This is a genomic window from Thiorhodovibrio winogradskyi, from assembly GCF_036208045.1.
GTDB lineage: Bacteria > Pseudomonadota > Gammaproteobacteria > Chromatiales > Chromatiaceae > Thiorhodovibrio > Thiorhodovibrio winogradskyi.
Genome location: NZ_CP121472.1, coordinates 1533555 through 1554021 on the forward strand (window position 1 = coordinate 1533555; position 20467 = coordinate 1554021).

Here is a 20467-nt window from a genome sequence, read left to right on the forward strand (position 1 = left end):
CTTATCTTGTTGTTGTTGGACTCGGCTTGGTTCATTGTTCAGCAAAAGCGCGGGTGAAGACCCGCGCCGGGTGCGCGCGGGTGCGGAGATCATCCTGCAGTCATGTTATCCGCTTTCGACGCGCTTGCCTCGGATGGTTTCGCGTCCGCGGAACTGGGGCTCGACCTCCGCATTGCGGTCATGGGAATCGGACCAGCAGCGCGGGGAGGGCTCGCCGGAGAGAAAACACAGGGTTTCTTAGTTGAAGGGCTCCGGATCCTGTGCTTCCTCGCCGACGTAAAAAGCGGCCAATCACCTGGGGGTGCAGCGGGTTGAACAGGTCGCGCAAGCCGAGCACTTCGACAAGCTTGTCGCTGGGGGTGTCCTTCATAAACATAACGGACTCCTGAGGGTAGGCAAGGGGCAAGCGCCGCCGGACGATACGAACCGGCGCGCAGCGAGACTGAGCGGTTCGCTGTGGCTGGTCAAGCCGCCGGGTTAGGCTCCCCGGACACCGAGGACGCGGGGCTGTCCTCGGAAATCCTCTCGAGCGTGGCCCCGCCGAGCACCGGATTGCCACTGCCGACACTGATATCACCCAGTGACACCACACCGACACAGCGGTTGGACTGATCCAAGACCACCAGGCGGCGCACCTGGCGTTCTTCCATCAGTTGGGCGGCGGCCTGCGGATCGGCGTCAGCGTATTGGAAATCCACCCCGGGGCTCATGACCTCGCTGACGGCCGTCTCCGGCGGAAAACCGGCGGCAAGACCGCGCACTGTGATATCGCGGTCAGTCAGGATACCGACCACCTGGTTCTCATTGGTCACCGGCAGAAAACCGACATCTTCATCACGCATCAGCGTGGCGGCTTCGCCCATAGAGGCGGTGTAGGGAATGACGCGGAAATTTGGGGTCATGACATCTTGCACTTGCATGGCTGGTTCTCCTGTTGTTCCGAGGAGTGGTTGTGCGGGTTCAAGCGGAAACCTGCGATAGGCTCGTTCACATAAATCAAAGCAAAGGTGATGCCAGTGCTTTCTTTGCGCCTAAAACCGCCCCGTTGAGCCGGCACGCTGGTTCAAATGCTCCTGTCAGCCGTGCAAATGCACCGTCTACTAAGGCGATTTACTTAGCACAAATCGCATACATGGTCAAGACCCTGGCCACCAGACCAGGACGGCCAGACCGATCAAATAAAAGCCCAGCACCGCGACACTCTCGAAGCCGATGTTGGCCAGTCCGTGGCGTTGGCGCTGGATCAGCCCGAGCAGCAGGGTGGCGGTGAGCAGAATGGCCAGGCTGATCAGGAACAAGGGTGCCGGGCCGATGGCGTGGTAGATGGAGCCCTTGCGATAGGCGGTATCGGCCAGCACCAGAAAGAGCACATCAAAGGTGTTGCCGCCGATGATGCCGCTCACCGCCAGGGTCAGCGCGCACTGGCGCACGGCGGCGACCGTGGTCACCAACTCTGGCTGGGCGGCGATGCCCCACCGACGGCATTGCTGACCGCCAGCTCCGGGTGACCGGCCAGGGCCGCGGTCAGGGAGGCGACACTGCCCGGAAAGGAGACCGTCGCCCCCAGCAACAGGGCGCCGAACACCGCTTCGCCCAGACCGGGTGATCGGCGAGGTGATCGGCCAGGCGCGTGAGCTTGGCGCCGAGCAGGGCGATGGTCAAGGTGCCGAGGCCAAACCATAGCAGGGCGCCTGTCAAGGAGCCTGTCAAGGAGAAGGTGGCGGAATCCATGCGGATGTATCAGGGACGGCGCCTCTGGCCAGCGCTGCCCCTGTTTTCCTGAGCCGCGGGGCGCGCGGCGGCGCTTGGCCGCCCGCCGCGCCCCGACAAGCAGCCGATCAGCTTTGATCGCCGCCGTTATCCGTGGTCCACGCGTTCTGCTGGCTCTGCTGCTTGCTGGAATCCTTGAGCACCACGATGCTGTCGGCCATCAGATCCGGCGCGGTGAAGAAATCCTCGTCCAGCTGGCCAGTGACATGCACGCGATCGCCGGCCTCGACTTTTTGGTAGCCTTCATCGTCGAGCGGGTCATAGCCCATGGCCGCGGTCATCACATTGACATCCTGCTGGCCGGTATCGACGCGGAACATATTGTCTCCGACGTCCTCGACGGTGCCGATCACCGTGGTTTGGGCAATCACAATGGGCGTGGTGACGGTGATGAACAGGTCTTCTTCATCCGCCGCGCTGGCATGGAAGCTTGATGCCTCGGGGCTGGTGTTGGTGAGTGCGACTGTTCAGATCCAAGGAGGTTAGGACCTGATGCTGGGGGTGGGCAAGTGCACCAGTGATAGGGGCATTTGCCCAAAGCCCGCCGCTGATGCCCTTGCGCGGGGTCGCGCGCTACCGTCTCCGGTGCGCCCTGCCGGTCCGCGCCATGAGTCGCGCCCCGGTCAGTCGGCCTTGAGCTGGTCTCCGGCCTCGCCGCGCTCAAAGCGCTGCTCGAGTTCGGGAAGCTGCTGGTGGCTGGTGATCAGGATTAGCTCGTCGCCGGTTTTTAGCGCCTTGACCTCCCGTGGCAAATAGAACTGCTCGTCGTGATAAAGGCAGACGATCCGGGTACGTTCTGGCAACTTCAGGTTGTCAATGGGGCCCTTTTCGGACGCTTTGGCGATGAGGCTGAAAATGGCCGCGTTCCCCCGGATGACCGATGAAAGTTCCAGCGATTTGCCGCCCGAGAGCATTTGGCTCAAGTGCGCGGCGACAGCCCGATTGGGCATGATGGTGTCCTCAAGCCCAAGCTCCGCGGCGATGCGTTGAAACTGGGGGTCATTCACGCGCGGAACCACTCGCGCGAATCCGAGCGAGCGCCCGATCAGCCCCGCCAGGATATTGATCTGGTCGCTTTCCATCAGACAGAAAAGCACGTCGGTGTTCTCGGGCTCGGCGTCGCGGAGCACGTCCGGCAGGGTGCCGTCGCCGTGAACGAATCCGGCGTCGAGCCGCTCGGACAGCACGTCGATGCGGTTGCGGTCGCGTTCAATGATCACGACCTCATGACCCTCCTCGAGCAGCAACTCGGCGGTGGACAGGGTCAGTGAGTTGCTGCCGATCAATGCGGTTCGCATGGCCTTTTCGCTCTCCTTTGGAGGTTGCGTTTGCGCGCCAGCCAGGTTGGTGGATAGAGCACCACCAGCAGCGCCAGAATCTCCACCCGTCCGAACAGCATGTCGGCGCACAGCACCAGTTTCAGCGCCGGGTGGAGTTCGGGACTGGTCAGGCCCGCCGAGAGCCCCGCATTAGCGGTGGCCGAGACCACGCAGCAGCCAACCGGTCAGAACGGCGGGATAGGAGAGAAGCGAGGTCATGCTAACTGGCATCGGAAACACCATGCTGCTTCCCATCGTCTTCTGACTGGAGCCTGAGGATATCGCGGTATCCGTGCCAGGATGCATTGGCCATCCAAGGCATGAGCACAATGAACCCCAGGCCAAAGGTCAGCAGGCCAAGGCCGGTGAGCAGCGCCAGAAGCAGGGCCCACAGGGCCATGGTGGCCGCGTTCTCGCCCACCGCCCGCCAACTGGCGAAAGCCGCATTGAATGGATCGATCTTATGATCCACCATCAGCGGCAACGCCAGGGCGCTGGCGCGAAACACCAAGGCCGCGAGGAGCAGCGCCAAACCGCCGAAGATCAGCGCGAAAGGCCAACTCTCGGCGAACATCACCGGCAGCGGCCGCACCTGGTCATAGGTCGGCATCAGCTCATGAAACACACCGCCGAACAGCAGATTGGACAGCATGATCCAATTGATGAACACCAGCAGCAGAAACAGGCCAAATAAACCAAGCGATGAGGCATTGCGGGAGAGCAGCGCGAGCGCTGACAGTGGTGGTTTGGAGGCATCCTCGCCCAGGCCATCCACGCGTGGTCCATGCTCGCGTTGTTTGGCCAGCGCCAACAAGCTCAGCGCCAGCACCGGCGCGATGATCAAAAACCCACCAAAGGCGAAGGGCACCAGAAAAAACGGCTCGCTCGCGCCCAGCCAGCGTCCGACCGCGGCCACCAGCAGGCCAATCACCAGCCCGTGGAGCAGGCTGATAACCGGCGCGGCGCGTAGATCCTGCCAGCCGCGCTCGAGCCACTGGAAGGGCCGGCGCCAGGCCCTGTGGTGAATTTCAAATCTGCGCTGGGGCAGGTGAGCGGTGGAGAGAACATAGGTACTCATCAGCGACCTCCCGATGGTGGATGTTGCGCGGCGAAAGCCGCGGGCCCTGAGTGCATTTCTTGCGCCTTATCCTGCCTGGAACCTCGTTCTGGTGGGATGGAAGGCAATCGCACTCGCTGCGGAATGGATCAGGGATAGAGGCAAGGAAAGCAGAAGCCGTGCCAGTACCCATCAGGACTCAAACCGCGCAACGCGACACCCTGAGGGTGGGGCATATCCACCATCACTGGTTCAATGCACCCGCCGCCGCTGCCGAAGGTGTGTCCAATCGGCCTTCCCAATTGGCCTTGATGGTGCTTCGACTGCTGACTCGGGCCGCTGGAGCGGCCGCTCTGCATTCCCACGCTGGAACCTGTGAGTGATGAGAACGTGTGAGTGATGAGTGAGTGGCATCAGCCGGGTGGCACGATTGCTGAGTTTCCAGCGTTTAGTGCCATGCCTGACGGGTGTCTTCACCCCCAAGCGCCTTCCTTGCCTGATCTGATCGTCGGATCTCATCCTCATGGGCGTTCGAGAAAGGGCACGGCGATTGCAGCTTGGGGAGTCCGATTGTTCCAGAAAGAATGAGGAGACGACACATGACAGATGCGCGAAAGGTCATTGACAACCCTGACACCTCAAGCTCGCGTCGCGCCGACCGCGAGATTGAACTCGAAGACTGGACCCCCGCCGAGGGCCAGCGCATCGCCGAGTCGCTCGGCATCGCGCTAAGCGACGACCATTGGCAGGTGGTGGCGAGCTTGCGCGCCCATTATCTCGAACAAGGCATGCCGGCAAACGGGAGGGATTTGTCCGACCACCTCGACGCCGAATTCGCCGATCAGGGCGGGCGGCGGTATCTGCGCCGCCTGTTCCCACAGGGACCGGTGTTGCAGGGGCTAACAATCGCCGGCCTGCCGATTCCGCCCTATACGCAGGACGAGGGTTTCGGTGTCGCCCGCTGAGATCATCGGCACCGGCGGTTGGGGCATTTGCCCCAGCCGCCGGTGCAATTGGTCCAGCCAAAAGGAGGCCCGCGCTGTTTTCAAACAGTTGTTTTGCTGAACTGTCGTGCTGGTGCCAAAGGCGCACTGGCTCAGCGTCAGGCTTCAGGGCTGGCGCTGCGGCGGCGCCATGAATTCCGGTCCCACGGGATCCTGAATCCGGGTTGCCAGAATGCGCTCGATCTCGGCCAGATCGTCCTCGCCGAGCGTCCAGCCGAAGACCTCGTCGATGGCGGACAGTTGTCCGGGATGACGCGCGCCCCAGAGGGCGATGTTGTGGTCGTATTGCTGCAACAGCCAGCGCAGCGCCAGCCCGAGAACCGAATGGCCACCGCCTTCGCTCGCCAGGGTCTTGAGATCTTCGACGGCGGCGAGGTATTGCCCAAAACGCGGTTGTTGGAACTTTGGGTCGGACAGGCGCAAGTCATCGCCCTCGAACGCGGTGTCGGGCCGCATGCGCCCGGACAGCAGGCCGCGGCAGATGGCGCCATAGCAAAGCGCCGCGACACTATGCTCGCGTGCCCAGGGCAGCAGATCGGCCTCGATTTGACGCTCGAATAGATTGTAGGGCGGCTGCACACTATGCAGGGGCGCCACGGCGAGGAATTCCTCGCATTGGGCCGGGGTGAAGTTGCTGACGCCGATTGCGCGGATCTTACCCGCTTCGAGCAGCGCGCGCATGGCCTCGGCGGTCTCGGCGATCGGCGTTTGCGGGTCTGGCCAGTGCACCTGATACAGATCGATATAATCAGTGCCCAGGCGGCGCAGGGACTCATCGACTTCGCGTTCAATGCGCGCGTGACTGGCGTTGCGCCAGACGCTCGACTGATCCTTGTCCCACTCCAGGGCAGTCTTGGTGGCGATGATCAACTCGTCGCGGCGGCCATGTGCGGCGATGGCCTTGCCGACCAGTTCCTCGCTGCGCCCGAAGCCATAGACGGGCGCGGTGTCGATCAGATTGATGCCCTGCTCGGTCGCGCGCAGGATGGTTTGAACGGAGGTGTCCGCATCCGTCCCGCCCCACATCCAGCCGCCGATGGCCCAGGTGCCAAGGCCGATTCTGGAGACGTTCAGTGGGGTGTCGGCGAGTGTGATGAATTCCATGGGAACCTCGTGAAGTGGAGGAGGGGGGATTAGCCGCCGCGGCGGTGGCGGCTGCTTGATCGACTCAGCTCGCGGGTTCAGGCATGTCATCAAGGCACTCACGGTGCAGTCTTCCGGCTTCGCGCAATTCCAGTGCCTTGAGGGAGTCAACGCTTGGGTGTTGAGCGTCTTGAGTCGACATGGTCTTTCCTGATTGAGGCCTCATTCTAACTTTGGGTCTTAACCAACAGCCGGTTATCCACCCTGTTGACGCCAATCAGATGGCTGGCGATGCTGCCGGCCTGCTCGCGTTGGGCCTCGGTGTCCACCTGGCCTTTGAGGATGGCAGCGCCATCGCGCACCTCGGCGTCAATGTCGAGGGACAGCATGCGGGTGTCGAAGCGCAGACTGTTGCGCAAGCGCTGGGCAATGCCGGCATCGGTTTTGTCGAGCGTCAAGTGTGACTGGTCAGTCGGCGCCGATGCGTCGGCTTCAGGCTTGACCTCGATGGCGTTCTTCACCGAGCGCACCCCGGCGGCGCGGGGGGGTGACTTGTCTTGCTTCTTGATGGCCAAGGGTCAGATGGTCAAGGGTCAGCCCTTCGGCTTGGTGTCAATGCCCCAGTCACTGGGGCAGAACACCCGCTGGAAGTGGTGCGCCACGACGCCGTCGGCCGTCCCTATAGTCCCGATCATCCGCGAGCCTTCGAGTTCGATCAACGCGCTGCTTGGTAGCCGCCGTCGTCCACGATTTTTTTGCTACAGACAGCAAACTGAAGCCATTCATCTTGAGCCTGTTCACTGCGGCCCAAGATCGCTAGAAACCGCATAACCAAGCGCATTGCGTGCCCCTCTCGATGGTCGATCAGCTGCATTTACGGCGTTGACCTCCCAGCTCACGACCGATAATCTAATCCCGGCGCCGTATGTTAGATCCTCGGATTGGCTTGGGTATCCCCAGAATGCGGACTTCGTGCCTCTCGGCAAGGGGATACATGCAGCCTGCCGAAGCATGGATCCCATCAGCTAGCCCAATCTCAACGCAGTCTCAGCCCCATGCCCAAGCTCTCCCTTGCGAAGCTCGAACGCCACCTGCTCTCCGCCGCCGACCGGCTGCGCCAGGAGGGGTTGGATGCCGCCACCTACAAGGACTACATCTTCGGCATGCTGTTTTTGAAGCGCTGCTCGGATCAATACGACGCCGAGCGCGAGCGCATCGTCAACCGCAAGATAGCGCAAGGGATCGTTCAGGACGTCGCCGAGCAGCGCTATGGTGAGAATCCGGATTTCTACGACAGCTTCTTCGTACCGGAACGGGCGCGCTGGTCCTACCTGCAATCCAAGCTCAACGACGCTAGCAAGCCCTTTGGCAGCCGGCTCGACGAGGCGCTCGCGGCGCTCACCGAGAGCAATGACTCCCTGACCCATGTGCTCGACCACATCCAGTTCCAGCGCATGCAGGGCAACAAGCGCGTGGTGAGCGACGATGCCTGCGCCGATCTGGTGCGCCACTTCAGCCAGCACCGGCTGCGCAACGAAGACTTCCAGTTCTCGGACCTGCTCGGCAGCGCCTATGAATACCTGATCAACATGTTCGCCGAGTCTGCCGGCAAGAAGGGCGGGGACTTCTACACTCCGCGCGATCTGATCCGGCTCATGGTGCGCATCCTCAAGCCCGCGGCCGGCATGCGCGTCTATGATCCCACCTGCGGCTCCGGCGGTATGTTGATCATCAGTCGCGAATACGTCGAGCAATCCGGCGGTGATCCACGCGATCTGGTGCTCGCGGGCCAGGTCAACGATGCCTGCGCCTGGTCCATCTGCAAGCTCAACATGCTGCTGCACGGCGTCGAGGGCGCCGACATCCAGCTCGAGGACACCCTGCTGCATCCCCGGCACCGTGAGGCTGGCGAGTTGGAACGCTTCGACCGCGTCATCGCCAATCCGCCCTTCAGCCAGAACTACAGCCGCACCAACATGGGTACCCCGAGCGCTTCCGCTGGGGCTGGTGTCCGACCACCGGCAAGAAGGCCGACCTGATGTTCGCCCAGCACATGCTCGCGGTCTGCCGGCCGGTGGCATGGTCGCCACGGTGATGCCTCATGGCGTGCTGTTCCGCGCCGGCGCCGAACGCGAGATCCGCCAGAAGCTGCTGCAACAGGATCTAATCGAGGCCGTTATCGGCCTGCCGGCAAATCTGTTCTACGGTGCCGCGATCCCGGCCTGCATCCTGGTGATGCGCCCGAATCTGAGCGGCCAGCCGGAGAATCCCAACAAGCCCGAGGCACGTCGCGGCCGGGTGCTGTTCATCAACGCCGATGCCGAGTACCACGCCGGCCGCGCGCAGAATGCGCTCAGGCCCGAGGACATCGAGAAGATCGTCACCACCTACAAACGCTTCGAGGACCTGCCCGCCTACGCCCGCGTCGTGTCGATCACCGAGATCGGCGACCCGACCAACGACAGGAACCTGAACATCCGCCGCTATGTCGACAACGCCCCACCGCCCGAGCCGCAGGATGTGCGCGCACACCTGCACGGCGGCGTGCCCGCGGCGGAGATCGATGCCCAGCGTGCTCTGTTCGACGCGATTGGGCTGGACCCGAGCAAGCTCTTTGTCTGCCGCGATGAGCGGCATCCCGCGGCCAAGACAGCCGACAGCGGCCGCATCCAGCCAGCCAGCGAAACCGCCGAGTCCATCACGGCGGCCAAACAACTGGAGCTTGGGCTTGGGCTTGGGCTTGGCCAGGGCGCCTATCGGGACTTCGCCCCGACCCTGACCGAACGCGCGGCCATCCGACCGCTGATCGAGCAAGACCCCGGCGTTCAGGCCCGCCTCCAGACCGTCCAGGAACAGCTCGCCAACTGGTGGCGCGAGCATGCCCCCAAGCTCAGTGCGTTGAGCGAGCGCGGCAATCTCAATGCCGTTCGCGCCGAGATGCTGGCCAGCTTCGCCGATGCCCTCGCCCCGCTCGCGGTGTTGGACTATTTCAAGCTCGCTGGCGTGATCGCCGCCTGGTGGACCGATAGCCTCGCCGATCTCAAGATCCTGACGGAGCGTGGCTTTGCCGGCGTCATCGACGGCTGGATCGACGCCATCGCCGATGCCCTGGACGATGAGGATAACACCGGCCCCGCGTTCGATCCTTTCGGCCATAAGCTGGTGCTGGCGACCATGGGCGACTACCTGGAGCGGATCGCCGAGACCCGCGCCGAGGTCGCGCGCCTGAAGGCCGACAAGGCCGCCTTCGAGGCCGACAACGCGCCAGAGGAACTGGACGAGGAGGAGCTGAGCAACTGGAATCAGGCCAAGGATCTGGAGCGCCAGGCCAAGGAGCTACGCGCCGAGCATCGCGAACCGGTGAAGGCGATTGGCAAGCTGGCAACCCAGATCGGACGGTTGAAGGCGCAGCTTCAGCAGCCTGTCCCCGACAATGCCCGCGCCCGCCCGGCGGCACGCAAGCGCGAAGAACAGCTCCGGGACGCCGAGGCGCGGCACGGGGCGCTCGAAACGCAACTCCCGCCGGTCTATGCCGAGCTGAAGCGGATCAATGAGGCACTGGAGCCTTACCAGGCAATCCTCGACGATCTTGCCAACGCCCGGAAACGTTACCGCGCCCTGCTCGCCGATTTCTTGGAGGAGCTCAAGTCACGCTGCGGAGTGATGAGCGAGGACGACAAGGATGAGTTGGTGTTGATGCTGTTTGCGCAAGACCTGCAAGCAGGGTTGGATGCGGCGTTGGGGGAGCGGTGCTCGGCTGTCATTGGATTTGTGGAACGTGAATTCATGGAGGCGTCCGCAAGTCTGGCCGAGATTGATCGTTTTGGGATTCGCGTAGGCGACGTTATGCTGACCAAGGACTCGGAAACTCCATACGATATTGGGGTTCCTGCCATCGCGGATTACACAGCGCCGGATCTTGTATGCGGATATCATCTGGGCTTGATACGACCAGATCTTGATCGCGTTGATCCACCCTTCCTCTGCAAACAGCTTGGGAATCACCGCATTGCACGTTACTTCGCAGAGCACGCAAATGGATTGACGCGCTATGGTCTGCCTCACGCCGCTGTCAGCGCAACACCGATCTGGTTGCCGCAGATTCAGGAGCAGCGGGTCATCGGACAGCATCTCCGCTTGGTCGACGAAGCCATCACGCGCACCGAGGCGGTTATTGCCAAGCTCAAGCAACTCCGCACCGGTCTACTCAAAAACTTTCTGACTTGCGGCATCGACGAGAACGGCGAGCTGCGTGATCCAAACTCAAGTCCGAAAGACTTCCAGGAATCTAATTCAGGCAGGGTTCCAACTAGCTGGAATGTGAAGACACTCGGTGACGCTCATCGAGGACATCGACTCCGGATTGACGGCCCTTGTGTCCGAGGTACAACGGCTGGGCATCCGCTCCATCGCTGTGCCACCGCTTGGCTGTGGTCTTGGCGGGCTCGACTGGGGCGTGGTGCGGCCGATGATCGAGGCGACATTCGCGCGGTTGCCCGACGTGCGGGTGCTGTTGTTCGAGCCGAGCGGGGCGCCGCAGGCGAAATCCATGCCCGTGGGCACCAAGCGGCCGAATATGACCCAAGCTAGGGCCCTGTTCATCCGGTTGATGGACGCCTACGCCGCTCTCGACTACAGCCGCACGCTGCTGGAGGTTCAGAAGTTGGCCTACTTCCTTCAGGCCGCCGGTGAGCCGCTGCGGCTGCGCTACGAGGCGGGACATTACGGCCCCTATGCGGCGAACCTAAACAAGGTGCTAGAGGTCATGGAGGGCCACTTCATCCGCGGCTATGGCAACAGCCAGAAGCCGGATGCCGAGATCGAGCTGCTGCCCGGCGCCGTTGAGGCGGCGACAGCCTTTCTTGCCGATAAGCCGGAATCTCGGCAACGCCTAGAGCAGGTCGTGGACCTAATCGAAGGCTTCGAGACGCCCTATGGCATGGAATTGCTCGCCACCGTGCACTGGGTCGCGCACCATCCGAGCGGAGGCGCCGGAGCGCCCGCGGCGAGCATCGATGATGCCGGCGAGCGGGTGCGGACCTGGAACCACCGCCAGGCTCGCCTGTTCAAGCCTGAGCACGTTACAGCCGCTTGGAAGCAGCTGGACAATGCGGGATGGCTAACTACCCGGTCGCAAAGGTTTAGCACAATCGTTAACACAAGTAAAAACCTGGAAAAAATGGCGTCTCGTCATAAAAACAAGGGCTTAACCGAAAGATGATGCCGATTTAGCACAAGTGCGGCCTGGTGGTTAACGCACTTTCCCAAGCCAGGCCGCCGCGCTTGGTCTGGGTATGAGGCAACCCGAAACAAGGAGCGCCGCTAAATGAGCAAGATCGAATGGGAAGGGACTTGGTGGAGCGCCCCTTTTGCCAGCAGCTCCAAGCCATGGGCTGGGACTGGATCAAGGCGGACCCCGACCTGCCCGAGTCCAGCCAGCGAACCAGCTCACGAGAGGTCTTGCTCAGGGGCCGCCTGGTCGCGGCCCTGCGCACGATCAATCGGCGCGACGGTCAGCCCTGGCTCGACGATGCGCGCATCGAGAAGATGATCCGCGACCTGGAGCAGGTAGCGGGGCATCGGCCGATGGAGGTCAACCAGGCGATCACCGAGCTGTTGTTAAAAGGCACGGTGGTCGAGGGGCTGCCGGACTGGGATCAGGGCCGGCCGCAACCGGTGCGCTACATCGACTTCGAGCACTGGGACCAGAACGACTTCCTGGTCATCAATCAGTTCAAGGTTGATCTGACCAGCGGACAGGGCCATGTGCTGCCGGATGCGGTGCTCTTCGTCAACGGGCTGCCATTGGTGGTGGCGGAGTTCAAGAGCCCGGCCATCGAGAGCCCCATGGCCGCGGCGATCAACCAATTGCTGCGCTACTCCAATCAACGCCGCGAGGTCTGGCCGACACTCTTCAAAGAGCACGAGGGCGTCGAGCGCCTGTTTCGCACCAATCAGTTGTTGATCGCCAGCGATTTCTTCGAGGCCCGCGCCGGCACCCTTGGCGCGCCGCCGGAGGCCTATCTGGAATGGAGCGAGACCAGCCCGGTCGCGCCCGCGCAGGTGCTGGCCGAGATCCAGCAGGCGCGGGACGACGCCGAGACCGACGAAGGCAACAAAGCGACTGGGGCGGTGGAGACCAGCAAGGAACCCGCATCCACCCATGCAACAGGCGCGACGCTCGCCCCGGTTGCCGCCGAGCAGCTCGCGGCGCTCGGCCCCGAGCAAGCCGGGCGCGCCGGCACGCCGCTGTTCTTCCGCGACGAGGATCAGCGGCCAGCGGCATCGCAAGATGCCGCGACGGCGCTGTCGAGCCAACAACGGCTGGTGGCGGGCATGCTGCGCCCCGCGCATCTGCTCGACCTGATGCGCAATTTCACCGTCTTCGAGCAGGTCGATGGCCGCACGCGCAAGATCATCGCCCGCTATCAACAGTTTCGCGCGGTGCACAAGATCATTCGCCGCTTGTTGGACGATGGCGCGGCGGGATGGAACGACCAAGCCATCCGCGGCGGCATCGTTTGGCACACACAAGGCTCCGGCAAGAGCCTGACCATGGTGTTTCTGGTGCGCAAGCTGCGCATGACGCCGGGCTTGCAACAGTACAAGGTGGTCGTGGTCACCGATCGCACCGACCTTGAAGGTCAGCTCAAGGCGACGGCGCGGCTGTCCGGCGAGACAGTGCGCCCCAATCAGCAGGATCTGGAGCGCCGGCTGACGCCAACCGCGCTGACGCAAGCCATCCTCCGCGAGCCGACGCCGGATATCGTCTTTGCCATGCTGCAAAAGTATCAGGAGCGTCGCGTGGATGACGCCGATCGGGTCGCCATGACCATTCGGCGCAAGGAGAAGAAACCCGGTCGCGAGCAGCCGGTGGTCGAGAAGGAGATCAGGCTCACGCAAGACGTCAGCGAAGAACGCTTTCCCCTGCTGAACGAATCCCGCGACATCCTGGTGCTGGTCGATGAGGCGCATCGCGGCCACTCGCTGAGCTTGCATCGCAATCTGCGCCAAGCGTTGCCGAACGCGGCGATGATCGGCTTCACCGGGACGCCGATCCTGGCCAAGCACAAGAAGCGCACGGCGGAGATCTTCGGCGACTTCATCGACTGCTATGTGCTCAAGGACGCCGAGCTGGATGGCGCCACGGTGCCGATCCGCTACGAGGGCCGCACCGCCGACGGATTCGTCAAGGACGCGACGACCCTGGACGATCTGTTCCTCGACATGTTCAAGGACTACGAGCCCGAGGAGCTGGCCGTCATCAAGGCCCGCTATGGCACCGACAGCGTTGTGCTGGAGGCGCCGCTGCTGATCGCACAGAAGGCGCGAGACATGATGCGGCACTTTGCCAAGGTGATCCTGCCCGAGGGCTAAAAGGCGCAGGTGGTCGCCGCCAGCCGGCCCTTCGTGCGCCTGATGCTCGAGCTCTGCTTCCCAAACGTCGATGCCGATGACAGCCAGCGCCATGCCCTCATTGCGGCAACACTCGACTTGGTCGAACGCATCGGGCGCGAGATTCGCCTGGTCGGCTGCTGGCGCAATCCCGATGCCCGCGAGCGGCTGACCAAAGGTCTGGTGCGCGCCATCGATGAAACCGGGCATGACACGCTCGGCCTTGCCTATGCGCCGCCCTGATGGTCGGGCCGGATGGTTACTCTGAAGTGACCCAGCAGAAATTCTCGGCCTTGAGCTGCGTCTCGCCCTGCCAGCGATACGCACAAAGCACGCCGGGCTCTGCCCCGCTGTAGTCCAGACAGGCGACCTTTGGGGTTAAGGGTGCCGGTATACCCTCGAGCCAGTAGTGGCCGATGAAAAGTGGTCGTGTATTTCTGTAGCCAGGCCGAGCAGCGGAAGGGACAGAGACGCTCGGCAACTGCTCCCGTTGCTCGGCGTCGAGCAAGGCGGCATCGCGTATGTCGGTGGCGGTCTCATCCCACCAGCGCACACGCACTTCCGTGCGCCAGTGGCCGGTCTTGTCCAGATAGCGATAGCCGTCTGGCAGCGCGACCTCAAGGCCTTTGATCAGGCTCTCGAGTGCCGCATTGGCGGAATGGCCACGACGGCTGGCGGCAATGAGGCCGGCCTCGGTGAGTCGGTTGTTGTGATCGAGGAAGGGGCGGATCGCGGCAAGCTGTTGCTCTTCCCAACAGGCGTGGATGAGGCGCAGGCCAGGCAGCTCGAGATAGAGCGGCAGGCAGCGGAACCAGTCGATGATGTCGGCATGGATCTCGGGCTGATGTTCGACCTCGTTGAGGAAGTCTTGGTGCTGGCGGCGGTTCTTCTCGCTGCGCGGTCGCAGATGGGTGCCGGGCGCCTCGGGGTCTTCGGTGGCGTAGGCGATGGCGTTGAATTCATGGTTGCCGAGCACGGCTCGGGCGCTACCGGCCTCGACCATGGCGCGGGCAATGGCGACGGTCTCGCGCTGGGCGGGGCCGCGGTCGATGAAGTCGCCGACGAAGAGGGCTTGGCGCTGGGGGTGACGATAGGCGCCGTCGGTCTCGCGGTAGCCGAGCTGCTCAAGCAGTTTGCGCAGGCGCTGGGCGTGACCGTGGAGATCGCCGATGAGGTCGTAGGCGTCGGGGCTGTAGGCGTCCATGAGGCGGGCTTCCGTTAATGGATGGGGACTGGGTAGGGGCTGGGCTGGATGATCAGGCAGTGGCCATCTCGGGACGTGACATCTGTTCCTGGGGTTCGGCCTCTACTCCGGGCGATTCGCGGCGGTTGCAGAGGACGGCCAAAAGCCAAGCTGGCCGGCGGATAGGGCCGGACCAACACGAGGAAGATCTTCAGGTCAAAGGCCATCGGGTTCAAGAGGAAGAGGTTTCGCTGCTCCTGCTCGAACGAATCACTTCATCGGTGACAAGAACCGGCTGCTAGACCAAGACTTGGTCACCGACAAGCCGCGTCGTGCCTTTGATTCGGGTGGAGAAGGACGGCACGCACTCGAACCGAGGACGCAACCGGGTGAGCTCGAGGCCCAGCGTTTCGCGAAATCGCTCGCCGAGATCCTGGATCAAGCCAGAATCGAACGGCGCTTGGAGATGCTCGGATTAGTCGCGCCGCCGGCCTTTCTTGGCTTGCTGCGTAAGAGTCTGCCGGATGAGACGGCGCGTCAGGCCGTGCTCGAGATCGACAAGAACTTGACGCGCGACGATGCAACAGGCGTGCGGGCTCATCTGCCGGAGCGGCTGTTTGAAACGCCCCTCCGTTGAGCACTGGACGCACTGAAACCCGGCTCGCGCCGGCAAATCAGCAGGCTCGGGCTGATGCTGTGCGTATTCTCAGCCGTATTCAGTTACGACTGCCTTCCACGGCCAGTAGATTATCGTCGGTTAGCTTCGTCCAACGGTTCTTCGCTCGCCTTGCAGTTGATTCCACTTGCCTTGGATTGTGTCCCAGTTCATCGAATTCACCTCCTTGATTATGTCATTGTTAGGTTTCATGCACAGAGCACAGAAGGGGAATCCCTCTTGCTTTACAGGCTGGCCTCCAAGTACTTTAAACACGTACCCGATGCAAAGCTGCCGGGTCGCCATCAACAGATGTCGATCTCATCCCGTCAACGCCATTCAACCCGTTTTAGCGGCAGGCCGGCGATCCACTGCTGGACGTTATAATCGGACAGCACCATCGCAAAGCCCGCTAGCAGTGCGACGCTGAGCGGCAGTCCGATGCGCCAGGCCAGCCGTGGACCACCGATGGTTGCGCAGAGCAGGGTCTTGAAGAGGGCGTTGGAGGTCAGCGCCACCAAGATGGCGATGACTGCCGTGCGCTCCCCGATCGTGTTCAGCTCCATGCGCGCGATGGAGAGGGTAATCGCATTCAGGTCGGCGAGGCCAGAGACTGCCGCGACGCCGAGCAGGCCGGCGCCGCCGAAGGCATCGGCACTGACGCGCGCGACCAACATGACCCCCGCCAAGAGCAGCCCGAAACGCATCGCTTGGCCCAAGGATAGCGGATTGCTGACCTGCAGCGCGCCTTGATCGAGCGGAGTCCCGCGGCGCAGCCAGAACAACAAGGTCGGCACGAGCGTCAGCAGCATCATGCCAGTCAGCGGTGGGGCCAAGGTCAGCGCCAGCCCGGGCTTGAGCAGCGCGACAATGACCAGGATGCGCGGAAACAGGGTGATATTGGCGATCAGAATCGCGGTCGCGATCAGGTTGGCGCGCTCGCGCTGATCACGCCCGAGGCGTGCCATTTGCAGCGTCAGCGCGGTCGAGGAGGCGAGTCCGGCGAGCAGGCCGGTTAGCACAACGCCGGCATTGGCCCCCAATATCCTGACCGCGAAATAACCAAGGTATGAGATCGCGGCGATCAAGACCACCAACCACCAGATCTCGTAAGGGTTGAGTGCCTCGGCCGGACCATGGCCGCGATCTGGCAAGATCGGCAGCAGCACCACCGTGATCAGCAACAGCTTGAGGGTCGCCTGTAGCTCGGCTTGCTCAAGCCGCGCCAGCCAGTGGTGCAGTTGCGGCTTGAAACCGAGTAGGAGGGTGGAGATGACTGCGGCCGATGCGGCTTCGACTTGATGCCCCAGGGTTGAGAGGGCGGCTAGAGCAAATGCGAGCAGCTCGGCGATCAGGGTGGTGCTGCCGGTTGCGTCCGTCTCGTGGGCATGAAACAGGTAGCTGCCGAGCGCGACCGCGGCCAGCGCCAGGAACAGCAGGCCGAGGACGATGGGGGTGAGCACTTGGGCCATGACGCCGCCAACACCGCCGAGCAGACCGATCAGGCCAAAGGTCCGAACGCCAGCAGCCTTTTTGTGATCGCCGTCCTGCTTCCCGTGCCAGCCGCGCTCAAGACCGAACAGCAGACCAATCGCGAGCGCGATGCCGAGCTGGAGGAGGATCTGATACTCGTCGCCTGAGATCAAGCTGGTCATGCCGCGGACTCTTAGATGCCCGTCTCAACGCCTTGCTCTGCGCTAGATTCCGGGATCAAGGTCTCGCGATAGGCGTGCCAGCTGGCATAGCCAAGGATGGGCGTGACCATCATCAGGCCGACGAAGTAGGTCAGTATGCCGACGGTCACCAACAAGGCGATCAGGATCGCGGGTTGAGTGCTAGGCAAGCGCGGGATCGTAAAGCGGCGCTGCGGAATCTGGCTGGGGTTGAAGTCATAGGTGTTCATGATGGCTCCTCCGCTTCTAGTCAAGGATGTGGGATGCTGTGAACGCTGACAGTCGTCTAGCGATTGGCCTCCTCGACTTCAACGTTATCTTGATCGCAGCAAAGGCTATGCCGGGGCGATCAGGCCAGGGCCTTGCCGGACTGATGAAGCGGGCATTCGCGATCCTCTAAGCCGTGGTCCGGCTGGCCGCCGGATATGGCGATCGAGCCGATGCCGCGTCGATGCGTTGGCAACAGCGGTTCAAATGCCGCTCGCCTGGGGGCCTATGCACCAGTCCTGCAGACGGTGCCTGTGCTATCCCGCCCAGCTGAGGGCGTCTACGGCCTGGCCCGACTGGTCTTTGAGTCGGCCCGTTAGATCAGCGGGGTCAAAAGTAGCCGCTTGCTGATGTGCAATGCCAGCGATGTCTAGGGATACCAGACCCGCATCCTCGGTGTGGTGAGACATCAAACTCATCCCCAAGGCTGATCGAGTCGCTGTTGACAGAGCCATTTTAGGCGTTGAATCGAATCGCCCGGTAGCCGCTCGGCTTGCACCAAGTGCTCGAGTTCCCGCGCCCGCTCCAGCACAAGCTGGATCGCCGCAAGGGCATCGCTTTGCTCCAATTCGGCGAGATAGGTCCAGACCCGTGCATCTGGCTGCGCGCTGCCATCGCCCTCAATGCCAAGGCAACGCCGATATAGGTCCGCCGAGAAGGTTCCAAGGGCGCGGAGCATTCCCATGGCGTCGGCAATAAGCTCATCGAGCAGATTCAGGCGCATTTCCCCGCACAGCGCCTTGGTGGCAAGATGGGTCAGCTCATGCTCGAGCCTCAGCACGCCGGAGCGCGCGAGCCAGTCCGCGGTACTCGGGTGGCCTGGCACCTGATCTGCTGGGACAGAGCCATAGGGCGCATCATGCAGCAGGATGAGCCGCGCCCGAGTCTCGCGTCCGTGGGCACGAATCAAGCCCCAGTGAATCAGACCGCCAATGGCCTGGGCATGCACGCCGGCGGCGACGGGTGCCGGCTCACAGCGGTGAGCGAGTGCGCGCACCAGAAACAGAAAATCCTCACGATTCGCCGTACAAAGCACAGGCAGGGTGACGGCGAAATGCTCGGCAATCTCAATGCGCAGTTCCTCGGGGGCCAGCAGACCGGGCATCTCGGTGTCAAAGCTTGTATGTATAGGTAGCCCGAGAAGCACAGATCGTCGATATTCATCGGACTGGGAGATGCCAGGGTACTGTGGCAGGCACAACTGCGGCAGAGACTCGCGCAGTGTATCGACAAGGCTGTTTGCATCCCGGTCTGCCAGAAGGGCGCGCCACCAGGCCAAGGTTGGCGGCTCGGGAAGCGGTAACCCTGGCCAAGGGGCATGCGTATTGGCAAAACCTTGACAATAGTCGCGTAAGGATTGGTTCACGGGTTGTCAGGGGACAGTCCGATGTGGCGAAAAGCGGATGAGTGGTTGTTCGATCGGGGATTATCTGTAAGTGGTCGACTGGGCCGCATGCCGCCGATTCCGCGGTCACCGCTCTTGAGGATGCGAAGGTCATTTTCAAGGTCGCACATGAGGCGTTCGTCATTGGTGGCTCGGTCCCGCGCGCGCAGCATGGCCTGCTCGGCTTCTATTATGTGGCCGAGCTTGGCGAGCGCATTGCCCAAGCCATGCCAGGAATAGGCATCATTCGGGGCGATCATTAGAGCCTGCTCGGTGATGTCGCGGCTCTTTTGGTACTGGCGGCATTGATAGTGGGCATAACCCAACATTTGCAAAATGTCGAGGTTGTCGGAAGACAGGGTATTGGCTCGTTCCAGACAGGTTTCCGCGATTTCGTACATATCCAATGCAAGTGCCTTGCGTGCCCTGTCCAAGAGTTTGTCAATGTCGCGCATCTGGTGAATTTTTGGCACCAGTGCTTCGACTTGCGCTCTGTAGGTGCAGTAAGGGTTGTCCCGAAGTGATCGGGTCATGGTGAGTTTGACGTTGTGACATCCCCCTCGGCAAATCTCACCATAACGGCACTTCTCGCAAAAGCCGCCGAGATCCTCGACAGAGAAATCACGATTCCAAGCGAAAGCGCCGGGTCTATTCCAGATGACACGCAGCGGGGTCTGCCGAATGTTGCCCTCCACGAATTCAGGCGCGCGAATTGAAGTGCACCCAAGGATATCGCCATTATGTAGGATGCCGATATTGGATTTTCCGGCATTGCATCCATTCCACGGAAGGTCGGAGACAAAGTAGGAAGCACGTATCTCTTGATAGTGATGGGAGTAATATCCAACACAATCGGCCAGAACCGGCTGAATCGGACCGCGATTGAGGAGTGAGTGAGCAAAGCTCACAATCGTCTCGACCTGGCTGGGGGCGATGACTCGATCCATGGTCATGCTGCCCATGGGCATGCCAAGCTGTAATTGCCAATGCTGTACTCCCAAATCCTCAAGCAGGGGGTGCATTCGCGGCAGCAGGTCAAGATTGTCTTGCATCAGGGTGGTGATGACCGCGGAGCCCATCCCAGCTTGCTGCATCGCCCGCAAGGCACTGCATGCATGTTTAAAGGCGCCTGTGCGGCGCAGAGCGTCATGCACTTCCTCGGTGCCATCGAGACTGACCGCGCAGTTGCTGAAACCAGCCTCGAGTGCGCGATTTACAGCGTCGGCGTCAAACAGCCAACCATTGGAAATCATGTTGACCTTAACACCCTGTTCAACCAGGCGAGCACCGATCAGATGCCAGTCGTCCCGCAAAAGAGGCTCCCCACCGGACAGGGTCACCAACTCGATTCCAAGGCCCGCGAGCTGATCGCACAGATCAAGGGCTTCTTGCGTATCCAGTTCGTCGGATGCTTTGTAGGTACATGCGGAGCCGCAGTGTCGACACCGCATGTTGCATGCCAGTGTCAATTCCCATACCGCAGTACGCGGAGGTCCGTGAGTCGCTGAAACCTTCATGTCTTGAAACTCGCCATGAATCTTCAGGGGGGGACCGCTTGATTGGTGGATCAATAGCCTGACCTTTCGTGGTGGAGGGATTGCGAGGCACGCGCTTGCCACCTTGGTCATTAATGAGCGGGGACAATGTTCTGCCTATTGCGACCAAGGCGGCTCGGCT

At 62.1% G+C, this 20467-nt stretch carries 20 protein-coding genes and 1 pseudogene; 7 read left to right on the forward strand and 14 right to left on the reverse strand.

From position 1 onward, the window contains the following. Positions 1–464 precede the first annotated feature (464 nt). From Thiowin_RS06915 to Thiowin_RS06945, 7 genes are all read right to left on the reverse strand, one after another. Entirely contained in the window at positions 465–920 is a 456-nt protein-coding gene (locus Thiowin_RS06915; RefSeq protein WP_328987013.1) for a CBS domain-containing protein, read from the reverse strand. Between the two features lie 216 nt (positions 921–1136). Continuing rightward, positions 1137–1448, reverse strand: a complete 312-nt coding sequence (locus tag Thiowin_RS06920; protein WP_328987014.1) for a hypothetical protein — start codon at positions 1446–1448, stop codon at positions 1137–1139. Further along, on the reverse strand, positions 1445–1585 hold the full coding sequence (locus tag Thiowin_RS06925) for a hypothetical protein (RefSeq protein ID WP_328987015.1): 141 nt from the start codon (positions 1583–1585) through the stop codon (positions 1445–1447). The genes Thiowin_RS06920 and Thiowin_RS06925 overlap by 4 nt, the downstream gene beginning before the upstream one ends. Positions 1586–1838: 253 nt before the next feature. Then, on the reverse strand, positions 1839–2141 hold the full coding sequence (locus Thiowin_RS06930; protein WP_328987016.1) for a hypothetical protein: 303 nt from the start codon (positions 2139–2141) through the stop codon (positions 1839–1841). 252 nt (positions 2142–2393) lie between these two features. Continuing rightward, on the reverse strand, positions 2394–3068 hold the full coding sequence (locus tag Thiowin_RS06935) for a potassium channel family protein (RefSeq protein ID WP_328987017.1): 675 nt from the start codon (positions 3066–3068) through the stop codon (positions 2394–2396). Next, on the reverse strand, positions 3053–3259 hold the full coding sequence (locus Thiowin_RS06940; RefSeq protein WP_328987018.1) for a potassium transporter TrkG: 207 nt from the start codon (positions 3257–3259) through the stop codon (positions 3053–3055). Before Thiowin_RS06940 ends, Thiowin_RS06935 begins: the two co-directional genes overlap by 16 nt. A 50-nt stretch (positions 3260–3309) precedes the next feature. Continuing rightward, on the reverse strand, positions 3310–4167 hold the full coding sequence (locus Thiowin_RS06945; RefSeq protein ID WP_328987019.1) for a DUF2189 domain-containing protein: 858 nt from the start codon (positions 4165–4167) through the stop codon (positions 3310–3312). 578 nt (positions 4168–4745) lie between these two features. Between Thiowin_RS06945 and Thiowin_RS06950 the strand changes: the two genes are divergently transcribed. Continuing rightward, positions 4746–5111: a TusE/DsrC/DsvC family sulfur relay protein gene (locus tag Thiowin_RS06950; protein WP_328987020.1), complete on the forward strand. Its 366-nt coding sequence runs from the start codon at positions 4746–4748 to the stop codon at positions 5109–5111. Positions 5112–5255: 144 nt separating this feature from the next. Here the strand turns inward: Thiowin_RS06950 and Thiowin_RS06955 are convergent, their stop codons facing one another. Beyond that, complete coding sequence (locus tag Thiowin_RS06955) at positions 5256–6254, reverse strand: aldo/keto reductase (RefSeq protein WP_328987021.1); 999 nt, start codon at positions 6252–6254, stop codon at positions 5256–5258. 206 nt (positions 6255–6460) lie between these two features. Further along, positions 6461–6808, reverse strand: a complete 348-nt coding sequence (locus Thiowin_RS06960) for a BON domain-containing protein (RefSeq protein ID WP_328987022.1) — start codon at positions 6806–6808, stop codon at positions 6461–6463. A gap of 480 nt (positions 6809–7288) precedes the next feature. On the opposite strand from Thiowin_RS06960, the gene Thiowin_RS06965 reads away from it, so the two are divergent. The 5 genes and pseudogenes from Thiowin_RS06965 (at position 7289) to Thiowin_RS06985 (ending at position 13871) form a co-directional block, all read left to right on the forward strand. After that, positions 7289–8272 (forward strand): class I SAM-dependent DNA methyltransferase, encoded by a 984-nt coding sequence (locus Thiowin_RS06965; protein ID WP_328987023.1) that lies wholly within the window; start codon positions 7289–7291, stop codon positions 8270–8272. A 55-nt stretch (positions 8273–8327) separates the two neighbouring features. Beyond that, a pseudogene (locus Thiowin_RS25210) lies at positions 8328–8669 on the forward strand (N-6 DNA methylase); the annotation flags it as partial. Positions 8670–10608: 1939 nt separating this feature from the next. Next, positions 10609–11454 (forward strand): type II toxin-antitoxin system antitoxin DNA ADP-ribosyl glycohydrolase DarG, encoded by an 846-nt coding sequence (darG, locus tag Thiowin_RS06975; protein ID WP_456243447.1) that lies wholly within the window; start codon positions 10609–10611, stop codon positions 11452–11454. Positions 11455–11573: 119 nt separating this feature from the next. Then, on the forward strand, positions 11574–13610 hold the full coding sequence (locus tag Thiowin_RS06980) for a type I restriction endonuclease subunit R (protein ID WP_328987026.1): 2037 nt from the start codon (positions 11574–11576) through the stop codon (positions 13608–13610). A gap of 9 nt (positions 13611–13619) precedes the next feature. Further along, the gene (locus tag Thiowin_RS06985) at positions 13620–13871 is read left to right on the forward strand and encodes a hypothetical protein (RefSeq protein WP_328987027.1); all 252 of its coding nucleotides are present in this window, start codon (positions 13620–13622) and stop codon (positions 13869–13871) included. Between the two features lie 16 nt (positions 13872–13887). On the opposite strand, the gene Thiowin_RS06990 is transcribed toward Thiowin_RS06985, so the two are convergent. Beyond that, positions 13888–14832 (reverse strand): metallophosphoesterase, encoded by a 945-nt coding sequence (locus tag Thiowin_RS06990; RefSeq protein ID WP_328987028.1) that lies wholly within the window; start codon positions 14830–14832, stop codon positions 13888–13890. Positions 14833–15121: 289 nt separating this feature from the next. On the opposite strand from Thiowin_RS06990, the gene Thiowin_RS06995 reads away from it, so the two are divergent. Beyond that, positions 15122–15448, forward strand: coding sequence for a host attachment protein (locus tag Thiowin_RS06995; protein ID WP_408034174.1), 327 nt, complete (start codon positions 15122–15124; stop codon positions 15446–15448). 347 nt (positions 15449–15795) lie between these two features. Here Thiowin_RS06995 and Thiowin_RS07000 read toward each other — a convergent pair whose 3' ends face one another. The 4 genes from Thiowin_RS07000 to Thiowin_RS07015 form a co-directional block, all read right to left on the reverse strand. Continuing rightward, a complete protein-coding gene (locus tag Thiowin_RS07000) occupies positions 15796–17121 on the reverse strand; it encodes an MgtC/SapB family protein (RefSeq protein WP_328987029.1) in 1326 nt (441 codons plus the stop codon). A gap of 11 nt (positions 17122–17132) precedes the next feature. Continuing rightward, positions 17133–17369 (reverse strand): hypothetical protein, encoded by a 237-nt coding sequence (locus tag Thiowin_RS07005; protein ID WP_328987030.1) that lies wholly within the window; start codon positions 17367–17369, stop codon positions 17133–17135. Positions 17370–17821: 452 nt separating this feature from the next. Continuing rightward, entirely contained in the window at positions 17822–18772 is a 951-nt protein-coding gene (locus Thiowin_RS07010) for a DUF7005 family protein (RefSeq protein WP_408034175.1), read from the reverse strand. Beyond that, positions 18769–20361: a radical SAM/SPASM domain-containing protein gene (locus tag Thiowin_RS07015; RefSeq protein ID WP_328987032.1), complete on the reverse strand. Its 1593-nt coding sequence runs from the start codon at positions 20359–20361 to the stop codon at positions 18769–18771. Before Thiowin_RS07015 ends, Thiowin_RS07010 begins: the two co-directional genes overlap by 4 nt. Between the last annotated feature and the right edge of the window lie 106 nt (positions 20362–20467).